Raw genomic sequence first — 19,754 nt, forward strand, 5'->3', positions numbered from 1 at the left:
GAGTTATGCGAATTATGGGGAAGCAAGCGGTACTATTTGATCTTGACGATACGCTGTTGTGGGATGATCGCAGCGTAAAAGAAGCATTTGAAGCAACATGCCAAGCCGGTGCGGAAGCTGCCGGCGTTGATCCGCAGCAGCTTGAGGAAGCCGTACGCAAAGAAGCGCGCGCTCTTTACGAGTCCTATGAGACGTTCCCGTTCACGAAGATGATCGGGATTAACCCGTTTGAAGGACTCTGGGCGAACTTCCGCGAAGGCGAGCAGGAGGAATTCCGCAAGCTGGAGCAGCTTGCGCCGGGCTACCGCAAGGAAGCTTGGACACGCGGCCTGCGCGCGTTAGGCGTTGACAACGAAGAGCTGGGCGCAAAGCTTGCGGACCAGTTCCCTGCGGAACGCCGCAAGCGTCCGCTGGTCTACGATGAAACGTTCCGCGTGCTTGATGCCCTGAAAGGAAAATACAAACTGCTTTTGCTCACAAACGGCTCGCCGGATCTGCAGCGCGAGAAGCTTGCCGGCGTTCCGGAGCTGATTCCATACTTTGACCATATCATTATTTCCGGTGAGTTCGGGGAAGGCAAGCCTGCCGCGTCGATCTTCCGTCATGCCCTGGAGCGTCTCGGAATCGAGCCGGATCATGGCATTATGGTTGGCGACAAGCTGACTACCGATATTCTTGGCGCCAATACGATTGGCATGACTTCAGTATGGGTGAACCGTCATGGCGCGGTACGCAATGACGAAATCATTCCTTCGCACGAGATTGCTCATTTGGAAGAGCTGCTGCTGCTTCTTGAGCAATAATGGACAAGACAAAGCCCCTCGCCATCGGAAGATGGAAAGAGGGGCTTTTTTTTGAAAACGTCTTATTTAACGAAAGCAGGGTCTTCGAACGGATGAGCAATCCAGCCTTCTGTCTCAATGAACAGACGTACGGCTACGATTTGGCGGTTATCCATCAATGTGAAGAAGTGAGGGATTCTCTCCGGAACGGAGATCACGTCGCCGGCTTCGAGTTCAACGTCGAAGTAACCAACTTCTTCGGTCCCTTTAATAACGAAGATGCCTTTGCCGGCCGTAATCGCGCGAACTTCATCTTCTGTATGTGTATGAACGGATTCGAATTTCTTCAGCAGTTCATCAAGGTTTGGAGTGGCATCGGATAATGTAATGATGTCCCAAGTTTTGTAACCGCGGCGAGCGGCAAGGTCCGTAATTTCAGCATTGAAAGTGGACAGAACTTCTGCCTTCTCTTCATCGGAGAGAACGAATTTCTCTTGAAGGTGCGCAGGCAATTTCGTTGCATCCCAATGTTCATAAAGAACTTCTTGCTTGTCTAAAAATTCACGAACGTTCTGTTCTCCAGAAATACGTTCATTAGTATTGCGAATGCGGATTTCAGCCATTCTCAATCCCTCTTTCCCTATAGAAATTAACTGATAAGTCCAATTATATAGCAAATGTAGTCAAATGTCGATGGACTGCCTTTTCAGAGTGCGGCTATTCTGTTACACTATTTGTTAATGATTTTCGGAGGAAGGGTGTACGAAATTTGTTGAAACCGACCATACAAGAATTGATGCAGCAACGGATACTCATCCTGGACGGAGCGATGGGAACGATGATTCAGCAGGCTAATCTGACTGCTGAGGATTTTGGCGGAGAAGAGCTTGACGGCTGTAACGAAATGCTCGTATTAACGCGTCCGGACGTTATTTCGACGATCCATGAGAAGTATCTGGAAGCCGGAGCCGATATTTTGGAAACCAACACGTTTGGCGCGACCAGCGTCGTATTGGCGGAATATGACATACCTGAAAAAGCCCGGGAAATTAACCTTGCTGCTGCCAAGCTGGCAAGAGACGCGGCGGATAAATTCTCGACACCTGACCGCCCCCGGTATGTAGTCGGCGCATTGGGGCCAACTACAAAAACGCTTTCCGTAACCGGCGGCGTTACGTTTGACGAGCTAGTAGACAGCTATTACGAACAAACCGTTGCTTTAATCGAAGGCAATGTTGACGCCATTCTCTTGGAGACGTCGCAGGATACCTTAAACGTAAAAGCGGGAAGCATCGGGATCCGCAAGGCGTTTGAGGCTACTAACCGCGAGCTTCCGATTATGATTTCGGGTACCATTGAGCCGATGGGCACTACGCTCGCCGGTCAATCCATTGAATCCTTCTATATTTCCTTGGAACATCTGAAACCGATTTCGATCGGACTGAACTGCGCAACCGGCCCCGAATTCATGCGCGACCATATCCGTTCGCTCAGCGAAATTGCCGATGCGGCTGTCAGCTGTTATCCAAACGCGGGCCTGCCGGACGAGAACGGACATTACCATGAGTCTCCTGAATCTCTTGCGCGAAAAATGTCGGCATTTGCCGAGCAGGGCTGGCTTAACATTGCGGGCGGCTGCTGCGGCACAACCCCGGCTCATATTAAAGCCTTGTACGAGACGATGGCGAATTATGCGCCGCGTACGCAGTACGGTACTCATCCGGCTGCCGTGTCCGGTATCGATACGGTATTTATCGAGGAAGACAACCGCCCGATTATGATCGGAGAACGGACCAACATTTCCGGTTCCCGAAAATTCAAACGCCTGATCAAAGAAGGCAAGTTCGACGAGGCTTCGGAGATCGCCCGTTCCCAGGTTAAGGGAGGCGCCCATATTATCGATATCAACCTGCAGGATACGGATATCGACGAGGCGTATGCGGTACATCAATTCCTGCCTCAGGTCGTGAAGAAAATCAAAGTGCCTTTAATGCTCGACTCGACGTACGATCATATCATCGAGCTGGGGCTGAAATATTCGCAAGGCAAGGCCATCATCAACTCGATTAACCTGGAGGACGGCGAATCGAAGTTCGAGAAGATCCTGCCGCTGATTCATCAATACGGTGCCGCGGTTGTCATGATCCTGATCGATGAGCGCGGACAGGCTGTTTCCCGCGAAGCGAAGATGGAAGTGGCCGAGCGTTCTTATAATCTACTGGTCAATAAATACGGCATGAATCCGGAAGATATCATTTTCGACCCGAACATGTTCCCGGTAGGATCCGGCGACCCGCAGTATATCGGATCCGCCGTTGAGACGATCGAAGGCATCCGGATGATTAAAGAGAAGTTCCCGAAAGCCAAGACGATTCTGGGTCTGAGCAACATCTCGTTTGGTCTGCCTGATGCGGGCCGCGAGGTGCTGAACTCGGTCTACCTGTACCACTGTACAAAGGCCGGACTTGACTATGCGATCGTAAATACGGAAAAACTGGAGCGGTATGCTTCCATTCCGGAGGAAGAGCGCAAGCTGGCGGAAGATCTGATCTATAATACTAATGACGATACGCTTGCTGCTTTCGTTGCGGCATTCCGCGAGAAGAAGGTCGTGAAGAAGGAGAAGGTATCGAATCTTTCCCTCGAGGAGCGTCTTGCCTCATACATCGTGGAAGGTACGAAGGAAGGACTTATACCTGACCTCGACGAGGCGCTCAAGAAATATACGGCGCTGGAAGTTATTAACGGACCGTTGATGCGCGGGATGGAAGAAGTAGGACGTCTGTTCAACAATAACGAGCTGATCGTGGCGGAGGTTCTGCAGAGCGCCGAGGTAATGAAGGCATCGGTCGCCCATCTGGAACAGTTCATGGAAAAAAATGAAACTTCCGTGAAGGGCAAAATCATCCTGGCAACGGTTAAAGGCGATGTGCATGATATCGGTAAAAACCTTGTCGAAATTATTTTGTCGAATAACGGTTACAAAATCATTAACCTCGGCATCAAAGTACCGCCTGAACAGCTGATTGAAGCGCAGCGCAAGGAAAATGCCGACATTATCGGCCTATCCGGTCTGCTTGTCAAATCCGCTCAACAGATGGTCGTAACCGCTCAGGATATGCGTAACGCGGGTATTTCCGCTCCAATCATGGTTGGCGGCGCAGCTCTTACGCGAAAATTCACGAAGACAAGAATCGGCCCCGAATATGACGGCTTGACGTTGTACGCAAAGGATGCGATGGACGGTCTGGATCTCGCCAACAAGCTGATGGATAAAGAGCATCGCGGCAAAATGGAAGAGGAATTGCGGATTTACAAAGAATCCGGCGGCGACGCGGAAGAGGAGAAAAAACCTCAGCCGCAGCTAACCCGGGTTGAGCGCTCGAAAATCTCCGTGGATGCGCCGGTCTATATCCCGCCGGATACGGACAGACATATTCTGCGCGATGTTCCGATTCCGCATATCATTCCGTATGTGAACATGCAGATGCTGCTTGGCCATCACCTGGGCCTGAAGGGCAACGTGGATAACCTTCTTCAGGAAGGCAACGAGAAGGCCGTGCAACTGAAAGAAACCGTTGACGGGATTTTGCAGGAGGGCACAACAAACGGTATTATTAAGGCACACGGCATGTACCGTTTCTTCCCGGCGCAATCGTCAGGCAATGATATCATCATCTATGACCCTCAGGATCATACGAAGGAGATCAAGCGGTTTACGTTCCCGCGCCAGCAGGTAGAGCCATTCCTTTGCTTGGCGGATTATTTGAAGCCGGTGGATAGCGGCATTATGGATTATGTCGGATTCCTTGTCGTTACAGCCGGTCAAGGCGTACGGGAGCTGGCAAACGAGTGGAAGGAAAAAGGCGATTATCTCCGCTCGCACGCCTTGCAATCGGTGGCCCTAGAGGTAGCCGAGGCGATGGCGGAACGCGTCCATCATATGATGCGCGATATTTGGGGGTACCCGGATCCGGCTACAATGACGATGAAGCAGCGCTTCGGCGCGCGATATCAAGGTATTCGCGTATCCTTCGGTTATCCGGCGTGTCCAAACCTGGAAGACCAGGGACCGCTCTTCGAGCTGATGAAGCCGGAGGATATCGGCGTGGAATTGACGGAGGGCTTCATGATGGAGCCGGAAGCATCCGTATCCGCGATGGTATTCGCCCATCCGGAAGCGCAATATTTCAATGTTGAAAAAGTAGAACGATAAATGCAAGCTAAGCCTCCGTAAGCTCCGGCTGGTCGACCAACCAGCCGGAGCAAGCGGGGGCTTTCATCCTATTTATTCATATGGTGATCTGGAGGTGGCAGCACAATGGAATTATGGTTTCTGGGAACAGGCGCAGGCCGCCCGATGAAGCATCGGAATGTAACATCCATCGCACTTAAGCTGCCGGATCCGGACTGCTCGCTTTGGATGTTTGACGCGGGTGAAGGAACCCAGCATCAATTAATGCGAACGCCGCTGAAGCTGAACAAGCTTGAAGCGTTGTTTGTTACCCATCTGCATGGCGATCATACATACGGGATTCCGGGGCTTCTCAGCACCCGGTCCTACGTTGGCGGCAACACTCCTCTTCAGCTGTTTGGTCCTCCGGGTATTCGCGAGATGATTGAGACAGCGCTTACGTTAAGCAGTTCCCGCCTTGATTACGAAATTACTTACCATGAAGTATCCGAAGGAATCGTCTATAAAACCGAGCGTTACACGGTTGAAGCTCTGCCGCTTGAGCATCGCGTTCCTTGCTTTGGCTACCGCATTACGGAATGCGAAAGCCCTGGCAAGCTGAATGTCGAGAGGCTTCAGCAGTTAGGCGTCCCGGCAGGTCCGTTGTTTGGGCGGATTAAAAAAGGGGAAGACGTTACACTGCCTGACGGTACGGTCGTCCGAGCGGCAGACGTTGCGGGAAAACCGCAATGCGGCCGAATTATTACGATTGCGGGCGATACCAAGCCCTGCGACAACGCCTTACGACTGGCTCAAAACGCGGATTTGCTCGTGCATGAAGCAACCTTCGCGGCGGGACAGGAAGAGAAAGCCCATCTGTACGGTCATTCTACGACTATCGAAGCGGCAACAACCGCGCGGGACGCCAACGCCAAGAGGCTGATCATGACACATTTCAGCACCAGGTTTGTCGATGAGGATCTCGCGGGCCTTGAAGAGGAAGCAAGAACGATTTTCCCGGAATCCTATGCCGCCCATGACCTGTATCATACGGAAATTCCGAGACCCAGAGGGTAGTTATCAAGCCTCCTTACAAAATCAACATGCTTCGAAAATAATCCCTTAACGGTACCGTATTATGCTGGCCTTAAATCTGCGGCTAAGGAGATGAGGTCAGGTGGATACGGGAAGTCATTTGCTGTTTGGCGCAACGCTTGGCGGTCTTGCCATGCTGGATCCGGTTATTACCGTGCATCCGGAGATCGGGTATGCGGTTCTGGCCGGAACGGTGCTTGGCAGCCACGCGCCGGATTTCGATGTCTTTGCAAGGTTAAAGGGCCAGGCTGCCTACATTCGGAACCACCGGGGGATTACGCATTCCGTGCCGGCTCCGCTTCTATGGTCCGCCGGAATCGGCGGGGCTTTCGCATGGCTGTTCGGCGTCCCGGATCATGTTCTTCTGGTTATGTTATGGACGCTTGCCGCGGTATGCTTTCATATTGTTCTGGATCTGTTCAATACGTATGGCGTTCAATGCCTCCGGCCGTTCTCCAGGAAATGGTGGCATTTGGATGCCCTTTGCCTGTTTGATCCTTATCTGTTCGGAGCCCATGCAATCGGATTGCTCTGCTGGATACTGGGCGTTTTCCCGCCGGGGCCGATGTTTGCCTCTATATACGCCGCAACCGTGCTCTATATCGCCATACGCCTGCGGCTGCGCTGGCGGATCAAAAGAAGACTGAAGCTCCAGCTCCGCGGGGTTGCGGCCATAACGCTTGTTCCCAGCATGTCGGGCAGGAGCTGGCAGTTTACGGCCGATTGCGGGGATTGCTATCGCACAGGCACCGTAACCGGCGTCGGGATCCGTCTGGAGTCAACCGTGCTCAAATATGAACCAGGCGAACATGCGCCGGCTGTAAAAGCCGCATTGGAGGCCGACGGGGTAAAAGCGTTCCTTGGATTTGCCGAGCAGGTGCATCTGCAGGTGGAGGAAAAACAGGACGGCTACGAGGTCTCCTGGAAAGACGTACGGTTCTGGCGGGACAATCAAATGGCTTTTGGCGTTGACGTCCAACTGGACCGGGACATGAAGGTGCTTGGCCATCATGTCGGCTGGAGCAAGCGCTCCTGGGAATCTCCTCATGTATAAACGGCTGCCCGCCCCTTTCCGGGGGCGGTTTTTTTAATTCTCACAATAGACATGGATTAGAATGTTCCGAAATAAAACGCGTTCGCCGAGGCCGCTATGCCTTGCGATCGCCAAAATATGTCTTCCTTGAACCCTCTAGCCAATCGAACAAATATTCGCTAAACTGTTGGTATCAAGGGGTGACGGACGTCTATGTTCAAGAAGAAAACTTTGCCTGAATTAATCGAGGAGCTACGCTCGAATGAAAATATAGTGAATTGGCATGAGATGGAGCCGCAGGAGGCCAAAACAACGCCGTTCGACGACAGCGTTGATCCGCGAATCCGGGAGGCGCTGCAGAAGCGCGGAATTTCCGAGCTGTACACCCATCAGGGAACGGCGTTCCGGCTTGCGTCCAAAGGAGAAAACATCGTTGCGGTAACGCCAACGGCATCCGGCAAGACGTTATGCTACAACCTGCCCGTGCTGCAGGCGATAGCCAAGGATGATACAAGCCGCGCGTTGTACTTGTTCCCGACCAAAGCGCTGGCGCAGGACCAGAAGAGCGAGCTTAACGAGATCATTAACGAGATGGGCATCGACATCAAGAGCTACACTTACGACGGAGACACTTCGCCGACGATCCGCCAGATCGTCCGCAAAGCCGGCCATATCGTTATAACGAATCCCGACATGCTTCATTCCGCCATCCTGCCTCATCATACGAAATGGGTAAGCCTGTTCGAGAATTTGAAATATATCGTCATTGACGAGCTGCATACATACCGGGGCGTATTTGGAAGCCATGTGGCCAATGTCATCCGCAGGCTGAAGCGCATCTGCAAGTTTTACGGAAGCAATCCGACCTTTATTTGCACATCCGCAACCATTGCGAACCCGAAGGAGCTGGCGGAGCAGCTGACCGGCAGCCCGATGCGGCTGATTGACGATAACGGCGCACCGAGGGGCCGGAAGCACTTTGTCTTCTACAACCCTCCGATCGTTAATGTGCCGCTGAACATCCGGAAAAGCGCGACCGTAGAAGTGAATCATCTGGCGAGGGAATTTCTGAAGAACAAGATTCAGACCATCGTATTTGCCCGCAGCCGCGTGAGGGTGGAGATCATTCTCAGTCACATTCAAGAGCTGGTCAAGAATGAAATCGGCACGAAGTCTATCCGGGGGTACCGGGGAGGATACCTGCCGAAGCAGCGGAGAGAAATCGAGAAGGGTCTCAGGGAAGGCGAAATTCTTGGCGTCGTAAGCACCAATGCCTTGGAGCTTGGCGTGGATATCGGCCAGCTCCAGGTCTGCGTGATGACGGGATATCCCGGCAGCGTTGCGAGCACCTGGCAGCAGGCGGGGCGGGCCGGCAGAAGGCACGGCGAAGCGCTAATTCTGATGGTAGCCAGCTCTACGCCTATTGATCAATATATCGTCCAGAATCCGGAATACTTCTTCGACCGCAACCCGGAGTCCGCGAGAATCAATCCCGAGAATCTGATTATCCTCGTCGATCATGTCCGCTGCGCGGCCTATGAGCTGCCGTTTAAGAATACGGAGGAATTCGGGCCGCTTGAGATCAGCGAGATTCTGGAGTACCTCCAGGAGGAACGAGTGCTGCATCGTAACGGAGATACGTTCTATTGGGCGAACCAGGCTTTCCCTGCAAGCGAGATCAGCCTGCGTTCCGCCTCGCAGGAAAATGTCGTCATCGTGGACCAGTCGAATGTGGCCGACGTCCGAATCATCGGCGAGATGGACCGGTTCAGCGCGATGACCCTCCTTCATGACGAAGCGATATATTTGCATGAAGGCGTGCAGTATCAGGTCGAGAAGCTGGACTGGGACCATAAGAAGGCCTACGTGCGCGAGGTGGACGTCGAGTACTATACGGACGCGAATCTCGCGGTGAATCTGAAGGTTCTGGAGATCGACAAGTCCAGAATCTCCGGCAGCGGCGCCGTTCATCAAGGGGATGTGGCGGTTACGATGATCCCGACGATTTTCAAGAAAATAAACCATAGTACAAAACCACGAAGGGCAGCGGAATTTAATCCAGCTGCCCTTTACGCTTTTCTTCTTTTTGTTTGGTCCAAACGTTATTTAAATGCGCGAACGGATCGGGCGCTACAGGTACTTCGACTTCGAAAGTAATCCCCGCGATATTCCCCTGCAGTACGTATCTATCTTCATAGAGAACCCCCGACGAGAACAGCCGGCCAACCATCTCCATTTTTTCATGTTCGTTTAATTCGACTTCGAAGCGTTCGGCTACGGCCAGGTATTGGTACACGACTTCGTAGTTAAACATATTAGCCGCCAGGGCTTCCTTCCTGTCTTCCAGCTGCCGCTTACGTGCTGTATGCGCGTCGCGTTCGGCTTCCAGGCTTGCCTGCTTCGTCTCTAGCGCGGCCTTAGAGAATCCCCCGCCGCCATCCAGCACCAGGTCCAGCAGATTATCGTACTTGGCCTGTACGTCGTTTAGCAGGCGGTTAGCAGCCGCTATATCGGCCGTAAGCTTGTCTATGTCTGCCTGGCTAAATTCGAACTGTATATAGCGCTTTGCCGTTTCTTCGCTGGCCAGGATCTCCTTCACGGCCTTAACCAGGTTAAATTCTATGCGGATCGTATTAATGGACATGCCGCAATTCGGCGAGTAGTTGTGCTTATATTCGGTTGAGTGCTGCAGGTAGTAGTGGAAGGCGTACGCAGCGCTACCGGATTGTTTTACAGCCAGTTTATGGCCGCAGTATCCACATGTCGTATGTACGTTACGCAATAGGTGAGGATGGACAGGGGCGCGACGCTGGTACTTCTGCTTCCGCTTCGCTTGGATCTTGTGCCAGGTTTCTTCACTACGCAGCAGCGGAAAAACGTTATCTACTACGATTGTTTCGCCATTGCCAAAACTCTTTTCCATAACGCCATGGTATGCTTTCGAATTCAGACGCTGCCGTATATGCTGGGAATCCCAGGCCTTACCGCTTGGTGTCTTCGTAACAGCCGTAAGCGCCAGGGCTATATTCGCGTCGCTTAATCCTTCGTTTAGGTATTTATCATCTATGTATTGGATAACCCAGGCCCACTTTTCGTTAATCGTATAGCTGCCGGTATTCTTGTCGTAATTGAATTCCCAGGGTGGTTTTCCCCAGCCCTTACCTTCTCGGGTACGTTGACGTTTACCGCGCATCATCTTTTTAACGATAGATCGCTTTTCCCGTTTGGCTATAAGGTTTTTAATATCGCTTATAAATTCGTCGTCTTCATTTGCCAGGTCTGTTATGTTCCCAGGTTCGGCTATCTTTACGTCATTTTCGCGCAGCTGGCTTTTCAAGTATTCCCAGGCTACTGTATCAAGGCGGGAAAGCCGGTCCTGCTCAATACATAAAACAACATCTATTTTGTCTTCGTCTACGTCGTCCAGCATAGTGCTTAAGCCTTTTTTATCAAGCTTACCGCCGCTATCGACGTCGCGATATATTGCGATAATATCCCAGCCCATTTGTTCGGCGTACCGGGTAAGCTCTTGTATTTGAGCCCGTAGTGAAAACTTATGTTCCTGGAGCTTCGTCGAAACTCTAATATAAATGGCTACACGGTTGTTTTTACTTCTCGCTGCCTTCTTGGAATAGTAGACGGTATGGCCCTGGTTAAAGTAATCAACAATTGGCTGTATGTCTAACATTGCTGCAGCCCCCTAGTAGCGTTTATTCGGATCGAAAACGACCTGGATAACCTTACCGCATATGCGCGCCGAATCAGATGCAATTATGATCGGTTCATACTTCGGGTTGTCTGACATAAGCAGATACTGCCCGTTGATCCGCTTAACGCGCTTCAAAGTAGCATGTTCACCGTCAACATTTACAACTGCTATTTGTCCGTCTTCCACTTCCGGTTGAACCTTAACGAGAACTTTATCCCCTTCATAAATGCGCGAACCTATCATGCTATCGCCTTTTACCATTAGAAAGAACAATTCGCCTTCTTTAACGCCGCCGGGATTAGGGATTACGTCATACTGCAGAACGTTATCCTGGGCCAGGATCGGCAAGCCTGCAGCAATAGATCCCAGGACAGGAACACGAATAAAGTCGTTTATGTGTTCTGCGCCGGCTTTTTCCAGAGCCAGCAAGGCGGCCAGTTCGGCTTCCGCTTCGGTCCGTTCGCGGTCTGCTTCGTTTACATTAGCTTGTGCCTGCTGTACTTGCTTGTCTGCTTCTAACATATCGGCGCGCAGCTGCCGTAAAGTCTCTAGCCGTTTAACTAATATATCTTCTGTAAAGTGTCCAGCTGCTTCCATGAAGTCTTCGTAAGTTACTTCGTTTTGTGCTGCTTCTGCCAGCTTTTTAATTGTTTCAGCTTCCGGAGCTTTCTCCAGCTTACAGCGCATAAGGCGAGATACGTGAGCATTGGATACCCCAGCTGCTTCCGCATATCTATTTAACGAACGATTCCCTATAGCTTGCTTAAGTAGTTCCGCGAATTTCTCTTTATTAAAGCCCGACAATATAGACACCTCATCATTTTTGTTATTTGTTGATAACGATTATACAGTTATTGTTACTTCTAGGCAACGGTAAAGGTTACAACTTTTTAAAATTGTTATTCCCAGGTAACAGAAAAATAAACTTTCCTGAAATTGTTGACTGCATGTAACAGTCTGTGATAAATTTCTAAGCACGGCAGACAAGTTGTTACACCGATGTAATGAAAATCAGCCGGGAAAGGAAGACTACACGATATGCAACTTAATAAAGAACGATTGTGGAAGGAAGTAGACGCCACGCTGGACGGCCTGGAGAAGCCCCGCAAGAACGCGCAGGGTTACAGAGAACTGGCCCGCAGGTTGGGCGTACCGGTACCGAATCTTCACAGGTTGTTGAACAAAGAGGAAGCGAAGGCCGGCCTGGTATTCATGGGCAAGCTTCGTAACTACTGTAAAGAAAAAGAGCTGGACTTTGACGAATTCATTCAGGCGGAGGAAACGGTATGCAAGGATTAACGCCTGAACTGCCGATAGATCGGGAGCTGGTTCGAAAACGAGCTTATCTACCGGTCAAACTCGCTGAGTTGTCGAAGGAAGAACCCGACGAAGCGCTGGACCTATTAAGAGCCTGGGGAGAAGGCACGAAGCCCATTACACAATTATGGGACGAAGCCAGCCGGGCGCTTGAAAGGAGGTGTAAACCACATGACAGCAGCGAAGGGAATTATGGAGAACGCCAGCCAGACCGCTACCGAACGGCCTAGCGGGTCGCCCGTTATAATCTATGCAAGCCGGTTAATGAAGGGCTGGGAAGCCTTACAGGCAGTCCAAAGCTTCAAGGCGCAAATAAGCAGCCAAGAAACCCGGCAACGCATAATGAGAGAAACGGAGGGATCCAGCCTATGCCTAAGATAGTAGACGTCAAAGTATGGGGCTTCGAATCTCACATAGCATCCGAATACACGCTGGACCCTGGCCTTACTGTTATTACGGGGGCGTCGGACAGCGGTAAGACTTCCGGAACGCTGCGGGCGATCCGCTGGCTGGCGGAAGGTCAACCTAGCGGCGAAGACTTCTTACACACAATCCGGAACGAAGCCGGGGAGATTATTCACCAGGCAGAGGAAGCCGGCGTAGAAGTAACGCTGGATAACGGCGTAGTAATTAAGAAGACCAGGCGGAAAGGTAAGACGAAATACTGGGTAACCGGTTATGACGAACCTTTCGAGAAAGCCGAAGTACCCGAAGCCGTTAAGGAAGCACTGGGAATTCGCAGCACCGTATACGGACGGGACGCACAAGGTAAGCCCGAATTAGAAGTGCATCTAAACTTCGCTTACCAGCTGGATACACCGTTTTTGTTAAGCCAGCCAGGAAGCGCTGGCGCGAAGGTGTTAGGAAAGCTTGCCGGTACGGAATCAATCGACCAGGCGCTTAAGTCGGTAGCGAAGGATACATACGCGGCGAGAAGTGAGAAGGCCGCGGCCGACAAAGAGTACGAGCGCAAGGTAATGCAGGCGTTGGACTACCAGGACCTGGACGACATAAAAGCGCAGATCGACGCGGCGGAGTGGTTGGCCGAACAGATCGACAAGGACCTGGCAAAACAAAGCGACTTACTTTCGCTACGCATGCAGCTGGACCGGGCGACAAATCAACTGGCTGAAGCAGCCGCAACCCTGGACAGGCTGACCGATGTACCAAGCCTGGAAGAAGATTTAAAAGAAATAGAAAAAGTCCAGCAACGTTACGACACGTTACTGGACCTGTATGGACAGCTGGCAAGGGCTACCGCCACAGTAGAAAACCTTACCAGACAGATGAAAGATTACGAAGGCATTGAGCCGGCCGAATGGTTACTACAGCAAGTAGAAGCCACAGCAGACAAGCAATCTTCAATAATTTTATTAGCAGAATCTTACCACAAGCACGAAGCGGCCGTAAAGACTTCGAATGAAGTTTTAATGAAAACGGCTGGGATCGACCAGGCGGCAGAGCTGCTTCCAGCCATAGAATTATCGCTGGAACGCTACAACAAGTTAGACGACATTAAGGTTACTTATGAAGTCGTAAGCGACTTACACACAGCTGCAGCTTCAAATATGGACTACTTGGCTGGCCTGGATCCAGCGGCCGACTCGCTTACGAACCTGGTATCCGATCACGAACGGTTGATACCTCTTAAAGAAATACGCGCGGCCTTCCTCATTAAGGAGCAGACGCGCGACAAGGCCCAGCAGGACTACAACAGAGCAGCCGACGAAATACGGCTAGCTGAACTAGAACTGGCTGCAGCCTGGGACGATGCCGGCGGCATATGTCCGCTATGTGAACAACCAACAGCAACACACGTACATTGACAACTAAAAAACCACAGCGAAGGGGCATTTTCAGATGGATATTAAATCCCGTATCGAGCAAGCCAAACAGCGTATTGAGCGCGCAAAAAGAGCGCAGGCGGTGGCAGAAACCCAACTGCAGGCAGCAGAGCAGCAGAAGCAGGAGGTAACGGCGAAAATGGCGGAACTGAACGTAACGCCTGAAACCGTTAACGACGAGATCGCCAAGCTGGAAGCCAAGATAACGGCCGACCTGAATAAGGTCGAAGCGTTGATACCGGCCGTATAAGGGGGCCGGTATCATGATCCGACTAAACACCGTAAAGGCTGACATTCGAGCCGCCCGTGAAAAGCTGGCGGCCCGGATCGGGCAGCGCGACCTTATCCTAAAAGAACGCGACCAGGCGCAGATCCGCAGCCTGGAAGCGTCCAAGCAGCTGGGCGTTAATGACCAGGTACAGATCCTTCTGCAGAAATCGAGCGAATACGCCCGCCAGCAAGTTAAGGGCCGCGTCGAACAGATCGTTACGCAAGCGCTGCAGGTCGTATTCCCCGAACGGGGCTACGCCTTCCATATTGTCCTAGACGTTAAGGGCCTGCAGCCTATCGCCGAATACTGGCTGTACAGCGAAGGCGTTATGCGGCAAATGGTAGGACCAGACTACGGACGCGGCGGCGGCGCGGTTGACGTTGTAACGTTAGCCCTGCGCTTGGCGCTGGCCGAGCTGGAGCAGATCGACGGCCCGCTGCTAATGGACGAAGTAGGGAAGCACGTAAGCGCAGAATTCGCGCCTAACGTTGCCTTCTTCCTCAAAGAGTACAGCAAGCAGCTGGGGCGCCAGATTATCCTTATCACGCATAACGAACACCTGGCGGCCGTCGGCGACCGCAGCCTGCGGGTAAGCCAGAAGCGCAACGGTGAAAGCGAGGTACGGGCAATATGAAATTTATTTTCGTAGGGGATCCGCACGTACGCGGTACGAATCCCCGAAACCGCAAGGACGAATACAAGCAGGCGCTATTTAATAAATTCCTGGAGATATACGACCTGGCCCACGAACACGACGTAGAAGCGCTAATATTGGCCGGCGATACTTTCGACTTGCCAAACGTCGCAAACAGCGTTCTGAATGACTTAGCCGACCTATTGAGCGAAAGCCCGGTACCGATCTACACGACAGCCGGTAACCACGATATTCCAGGCTACAACATTCAGGCCTATGCGAATACGTCGTTACGGCTGCTGGAGCGGATCGTACCTAAGCTTCACGTAATTAATGATCCAGCGGACGCAAGTTACTTCGGGGACCGTAACGAAGTAGTAATTACTTTTACGCCGTATAGCGGAAAGATCGACGTAGACGGCTACGGGTACAGCCCGGAAAACGAGCTACCGCCATTCCACGACCATTACCGTATCCATGTAGCCCATGGCATGCTGCTGGACCACGAACCGCCATTCGACCGTTTTACCCTTGTCCAGGAAGTAAATACTTCCGCAGATATGGTACTGACTGGCCACGACCACACCGGGTACGGCGTATACCGCAGGGCTGACGGAAAGATATTCTGCAACCCTGGAAGTCTTACCCGGTTATCGGCCAGCGTATCGGAAATCCAGCGTACGGTCCAGGTCGCGCTTATTACTATAGACCTTGAAAACTCCGAAAAGTACAACAGACCGGCCGGGGATATTCAGCTTATCCCACTGAAAAGCGCGAAGCCTGGGGAAGAAGTGCTGGACCGGTCGCGGATCGAAGCCGACCAGAAGCGCCAGTACGCTATGGAATCCTTCGCGGCCCTGGTACAGAATTCTAACGGCGAAAAGGTCCTGCTGGACATTCCGACTATTGTAGACACGATAGCCGAGCAGAACAATATTCCAGCTGGCGTTCGGGAACTGGCCCTGGCCAAGATCGAAGAAGCCCGCCTGGCTACCCTATGAGAGTTTTAAACTGCAATAACTGCGGGCACCCGATAGAAGCGGACGAGCTTCTACAGGTTATGCGCTTCGCCTGGCTGGATCCGGAACATACTGCCAGCCAGATAAGCTGCCCGGCCTGCATGACAACAACGCTACAGCGGGCGCATACCTTCGACGAAGAAGGGCGCCCCATAGCCGGTGAATTCCATGTCATTCGAACATTTAACAGGATTAGGAGAGTTAAACCATGAGCGAGAACGCAGCAAAAGTAAAAACAACCTTGGAGCAGTTGCAGGCGACCTACGGGGCCGAAACCCTGAAAGCAGTAGCCGAATCCATGCTTGGACAGCTTCAAACGACTCGGCAGCTGCCGGCAGAATTCTATCGCATGTTATCCCCGGAGCAGATCGAAGCGACGGCCTACGCGCTTGATTCCAGCCTGGACGACATTATAGCGAAGGGACAAGCCCGCGAGGACGTCTACAAGAACCGGGGCGAATTGGTCCGTAAGCGGATCGCCCTAGAAAACGAAATTAAGACGATCGAAGCCGAAGCGATTATTAACGGCAATAGCGACGGTAAGGTAATCACCTGGGAAGACCAAAAGTACCCGTTTAACAATGACCTGGCGCGTGACGCTTTCCGTCGTACCGTAAGCCGCGACAAGCGTAAGGAGCTGGCCGAAGTCGAAGGCGAGATAGCTGCCCTGGAATTCGAATCATTCAAGGCCCGCGACGGCTGGGAAACGGTTATCCAGGCCAGCGAAAGCGCTCGAATGAAAGCCCGTGTACAGGCCCACCTGCTGGAATGGCTTTCGAAGGGGCAGTAATGAACCAGGAACAGATCGCCCAACGAAATAAACAGCGCGAACGACAGCAACGCGGTACGGACTTCCAGGACGAAATGCGCCGTAGTTGGGCATACGTATCGAACTGCTGGCGGCTACGAATCAAGGACGGCGGTGGAGAGACGCGGCCGGGGGACGAATTAACTCTACTGCCTGGCGTAAACATTCTGGCCGAGCATAAACGAACGGCCGGCCAGCGTTTCCAGCTTTCCTTCCTGCGGGCCGATCAAGTCACCGGACTGCTGGACTTCGACCGGGTAATAGAAAAGAACCTGGGCCTGGTATTCGTATCGTTCCACAACCCGGAAAAGGGACTGGACGAAGCCTACGCCATCCGCCTGGTTACTGCACTGCGGTACATGCAGCGACAAGGCGTCGAGTATATCAACCGGCAAGACCTGGCGCGTAAGGCATTGCCCTGCGCCAGGCTTACCCGTCGGCAGGATACCGTTAACCCGGCATATGACCTACAGGAGCTGATTGAGTGCTACAAATCGTTATAAGTAATAACATTCGTATTCGCGGGGCAAGCGTACCGCTTCGCGCGGCTATCATGGACGCGCTGACGGTAGACAATCCGGAATACGTCGAAATGGTATTAAAGCGCAGGCAGCGAAACGTATACGGACTGGAAAAGAAGCTACACCTATATTCAAACGAAATGGGCGACATTATAGCGCCGAGAGGTTTCGCCGGCGAAATGCAGGACATTCTGCGCGCCCAGGGCGTAAGCCAGGAAAAGGTAATAAGCTGGCAGCAGACGGAAAGGCCGCCGGTAGACTTCGGCGGCTGGAACCAAGATTACCAGCCGCGCGATTACCAGGCGCCGGCGATCAAAGCGGCCACGGAGAAAGGCGGCGTACTCATAGCGCCGGCCGGTAGTGGTAAGACGCTTATGGCCTGCGCAGTCCTTCGGAATTGGGGACAGCCTGCGTTATGGCTGACCCATACTAAGGAACTGCTATACCAGTCTGCAGCAGCTGCAGAGAAGTTTTTGCTTGGCGTCGGTAAGGTCGGGGTTATCGGCGACAATAAATTGGAATGGGGCAGCGGTAAACTGATCGTAGCGACTATACAGACGCTGGACCGGAACCCTACCCTAGTAAACACGCTTAACGGAATCATAGGCGCGGTTGTGATTGACGAAGCCCACCACTTCCCGGCGGTCCAGTTCGTCGAAACGGCGGCTAAGTTTACGGCCGCTAAATTCCTGGGGGTAACGGCTACACCGAATAGGAAAGACTTCCTGGAATCCTACATGTACCGAGGTATAGGGCCAGCATGCTACGAAGTAAAGCGCGAAGCATTGCACGAAGCCGGTAGTTTAATCCTTCCAGAATTAAAATTCGTTTACACTGAATACCGGCGACCGGAAAACGAATTGGCCGAAGACAATATAGACGCCGGCGGTGAGGACGTAAGCTATACGCAAATGATCGCGGAGCTGATCGCCGACGACAAGCGGGCGCAGCTGGTAGCAGAAAAGGTTCTGGAATCTTGCATAGAAGCAGCGCCTCAGGGCGGCGCGGTAATTGTTCTGGCCGACAGCGTACGCTATCTATGGAAGCTGCAGGAACTGGTTCTAGACTTAGCCGCGCAGCGACTGGGCGGGCAGATCCCGCGTATGGCGGTTGTGCATGGCGGACTGCAGCGGCATATCTGGCGCAACGCCAAAAATGCACACAAGGCCCAGCAGGCGGTCGATTCGGGAAAGGCTGTAGAATGGCGTAATAAGAACGGCGTATTCCAGATGAAGATCGAGCAGTACACCGCTGCAGAATTCAACGCCTGGCAGGTCACAGCAGCCCAGCGTAAACACACGATGGAAGCCGCCTACGACCGGCAGATAGATATTCTATTTGCTACCGGCCAGCTGGTCCGCGAAGGTCTGGACATGCCGCATCTTAGCCGGGGACACCTGGCCACGCCGAGTAGGGGAGACGCCAGGGCAAGCGCGAACGGCGCAGGCGTCGAACAGGCTATAGGTCGTATCCAGCGCCCGGATCCTCAGAACCCGCACAAAAAGGCCGTCTGGTACGATTACGTAGACTTCGAAGTAGGCGTATTCCAGGACCAGTATTACAGCCGGCGCACCGTTTACAAGCGCCTGGGAATCACCTTACCGAAGAAACCAAAGAGCCAGCGCGACAAGGTAAACGACTTCCTGCGCGGTGACTTCCTAAACTTCGGTAGCCTGCCCTTGTAGGCAAAATTTTTTACCCCAACTGTTACATGTATGTAATGAACTAACCGGGTAATCGGCTTCGGCCTTTACTATATAAAAATCCATTATTCGAAGGAGCAATTCCAAATGACAACAGAAAACCAAGTAGTAGCAGCAGGTAACAACGTACCGGCAGTAGTGAACGCTTCGAACTATATCGCCCTGGCAATCCAGGCTAAAGTAGAAGGCTTCCTGGCAGCGAACGAAGGGCTGGATCTTGATTACGTACGTATGGGGTCTTATCTCAAAATCAGCAAGAAGGGCAACTTCGTCGAGTCTCACGACGACACGGTAAGCTACGGCGATAACATTGACGTTGTAGTCGCTAAGGCAGAAAAACGCTGGACGCTATGGGGCGCCGAGAAAAGCCCGGAGGAAGGCCAGCTAATCGTAGCAGACCGCGACGAAGCGGTAGCGAAGGCCAACCTGGAAAACTGGCTGGCTAATAACCCAGATGCTTACGAGCGTTACAGCATTGACGACCTGCAGCTTCGCCTATTGGCTTATATCGTACCGGTACGCGCTAACGGACAGGTTATGCTGCACCCGGACCAAGCTCCTACGATTTACCTTATGTCGTTCGCACAGGGCGATACGTTCGGCTTCGGACAGTACGCTATGTCTATCTTTGACGGCAAGTATAAAACGATCGGCGTAGCAGGCGGAACTGGCGCTAACAAAGTTGTAACGCGTCTGACAACCGAAGAACGCGACCGCAAGGGTAGCACAGATACTTTCCTGGGTATTAAATTCGAGTGCCTGGGCGTATTTAACCCGGCTGACTACGGTATCGAAATTCAAGGATAAGCATTACCCAAGTAATAACGGGGCCGGTAATTCCGGC

At 52.4% G+C, this 19,754-nt stretch carries 17 protein-coding genes and 1 pseudogene; 15 read left to right on the forward strand and 3 right to left on the reverse strand.

The genetic code is table 11. The features are described 5' to 3' along the window. The first annotated feature begins 14 nt into the window (after nt 1-14). Nucleotides 15-803 carry an HAD family hydrolase gene (locus FHT67_RS06420; protein ID WP_167196476.1) on the forward strand — a complete coding sequence of 263 codons (789 nt, stop codon included), beginning with the start codon at nt 15-17 and terminating at the stop codon, nt 801-803. Between the two features lie 62 nt (nt 804-865). On the opposite strand, the gene FHT67_RS06425 is transcribed toward FHT67_RS06420, so the two are convergent. Continuing rightward, on the reverse strand, nt 866-1,405 hold the full coding sequence (locus FHT67_RS06425; protein ID WP_132305005.1) for a 1,2-dihydroxy-3-keto-5-methylthiopentene dioxygenase: 540 nt from the start codon (nt 1,403-1,405) through the stop codon (nt 866-868). Nucleotides 1,406-1,551: 146 nt separating this feature from the next. Between FHT67_RS06425 and metH the strand changes: the two genes are divergently transcribed. The 4 genes and pseudogenes from metH to FHT67_RS06445 form a co-directional block, all read left to right on the forward strand. Next, nucleotides 1,552-4,998 carry a methionine synthase gene (metH, locus tag FHT67_RS06430; RefSeq protein WP_167196479.1) on the forward strand — a complete coding sequence of 1,149 codons (3,447 nt, stop codon included), beginning with the start codon at nt 1,552-1,554 and terminating at the stop codon, nt 4,996-4,998. A 105-nt stretch (nt 4,999-5,103) separates the two neighbouring features. Continuing rightward, nucleotides 5,104-6,033, forward strand: coding sequence for a ribonuclease Z (gene rnz / locus FHT67_RS06435; protein WP_167196482.1), 930 nt, complete (start codon nt 5,104-5,106; stop codon nt 6,031-6,033). A gap of 100 nt (nt 6,034-6,133) precedes the next feature. After that, complete coding sequence (locus FHT67_RS06440) at nt 6,134-7,105, forward strand: metal-dependent hydrolase (protein WP_167196485.1); 972 nt, start codon at nt 6,134-6,136, stop codon at nt 7,103-7,105. A 192-nt stretch (nt 7,106-7,297) separates the two neighbouring features. Beyond that, nucleotides 7,298-9,115, forward strand: a pseudogene (locus FHT67_RS06445) (DEAD/DEAH box helicase); the annotation flags it as partial. A gap of 22 nt (nt 9,116-9,137) precedes the next feature. Here the strand turns inward: FHT67_RS06445 and FHT67_RS06450 are convergent. After that, nucleotides 9,138-10,772 carry a recombinase family protein gene (locus FHT67_RS06450; RefSeq protein ID WP_167196488.1) on the reverse strand — a complete coding sequence of 545 codons (1,635 nt, stop codon included), beginning with the start codon at nt 10,770-10,772 and terminating at the stop codon, nt 9,138-9,140. Between the two features lie 12 nt (nt 10,773-10,784). Then, complete coding sequence (locus tag FHT67_RS06455; RefSeq protein ID WP_167196491.1) at nt 10,785-11,597, reverse strand: S24 family peptidase; 813 nt, start codon at nt 11,595-11,597, stop codon at nt 10,785-10,787. 234 nt (nt 11,598-11,831) lie between these two features. Here FHT67_RS06455 and FHT67_RS06460 point away from each other — a divergent pair, with 234 nt between their 5' ends. The 10 genes from FHT67_RS06460 to FHT67_RS06505 all read left to right on the forward strand — a co-directional run bounded on the left by FHT67_RS06460 (nt 11,832) and on the right by FHT67_RS06505 (nt 19,717). Next, the gene (locus tag FHT67_RS06460; protein WP_167196494.1) at nt 11,832-12,092 is read left to right on the forward strand and encodes a hypothetical protein; all 261 of its coding nucleotides are present in this window, start codon (nt 11,832-11,834) and stop codon (nt 12,090-12,092) included. Then, complete coding sequence (locus FHT67_RS06465; RefSeq protein WP_167196497.1) at nt 12,080-12,340, forward strand: hypothetical protein; 261 nt, start codon at nt 12,080-12,082, stop codon at nt 12,338-12,340. Before FHT67_RS06460 ends, FHT67_RS06465 begins: the two co-directional genes overlap by 13 nt. A 138-nt stretch (nt 12,341-12,478) precedes the next feature. After that, the gene (locus FHT67_RS06470; RefSeq protein ID WP_167196499.1) at nt 12,479-13,936 is read left to right on the forward strand and encodes an AAA family ATPase; all 1,458 of its coding nucleotides are present in this window, start codon (nt 12,479-12,481) and stop codon (nt 13,934-13,936) included. Nucleotides 13,937-13,970: 34 nt separating this feature from the next. Continuing rightward, a complete protein-coding gene (locus FHT67_RS06475; RefSeq protein WP_167196501.1) occupies nt 13,971-14,204 on the forward strand; it encodes a hypothetical protein in 234 nt (77 codons plus the stop codon). A gap of 13 nt (nt 14,205-14,217) precedes the next feature. Further along, nucleotides 14,218-14,859 (forward strand): P-loop NTPase family protein, encoded by a 642-nt coding sequence (locus tag FHT67_RS06480; protein ID WP_167196503.1) that lies wholly within the window; start codon nt 14,218-14,220, stop codon nt 14,857-14,859. Continuing rightward, a complete protein-coding gene (locus FHT67_RS06485) occupies nt 14,856-15,860 on the forward strand; it encodes a metallophosphoesterase family protein (RefSeq protein WP_167196506.1) in 1,005 nt (334 codons plus the stop codon). Before FHT67_RS06480 ends, FHT67_RS06485 begins: the two co-directional genes overlap by 4 nt. A 226-nt stretch (nt 15,861-16,086) precedes the next feature. Continuing rightward, the gene (locus FHT67_RS06490; protein WP_167196509.1) at nt 16,087-16,668 is read left to right on the forward strand and encodes a hypothetical protein; all 582 of its coding nucleotides are present in this window, start codon (nt 16,087-16,089) and stop codon (nt 16,666-16,668) included. Then, nucleotides 16,668-17,189, forward strand: coding sequence for a hypothetical protein (locus FHT67_RS06495; protein WP_167196512.1), 522 nt, complete (start codon nt 16,668-16,670; stop codon nt 17,187-17,189). Before FHT67_RS06490 ends, FHT67_RS06495 begins: the two co-directional genes overlap by 1 nt. Continuing rightward, complete coding sequence (locus FHT67_RS06500) at nt 17,171-18,892, forward strand: DEAD/DEAH box helicase (RefSeq protein WP_347880075.1); 1,722 nt, start codon at nt 17,171-17,173, stop codon at nt 18,890-18,892. Before FHT67_RS06495 ends, FHT67_RS06500 begins: the two co-directional genes overlap by 19 nt. Before the next feature lie 105 nt (nt 18,893-18,997). Next, nucleotides 18,998-19,717: a hypothetical protein gene (locus FHT67_RS06505; RefSeq protein WP_167196514.1), complete on the forward strand. Its 720-nt coding sequence runs from the start codon at nt 18,998-19,000 to the stop codon at nt 19,715-19,717. Nucleotides 19,718-19,754 lie beyond the last annotated feature (37 nt).

Source organism: Paenibacillus sp. BK720 (assembly GCF_011761545.1).
Taxonomy (GTDB): domain Bacteria; phylum Bacillota; class Bacilli; order Paenibacillales; family Paenibacillaceae; genus Pristimantibacillus.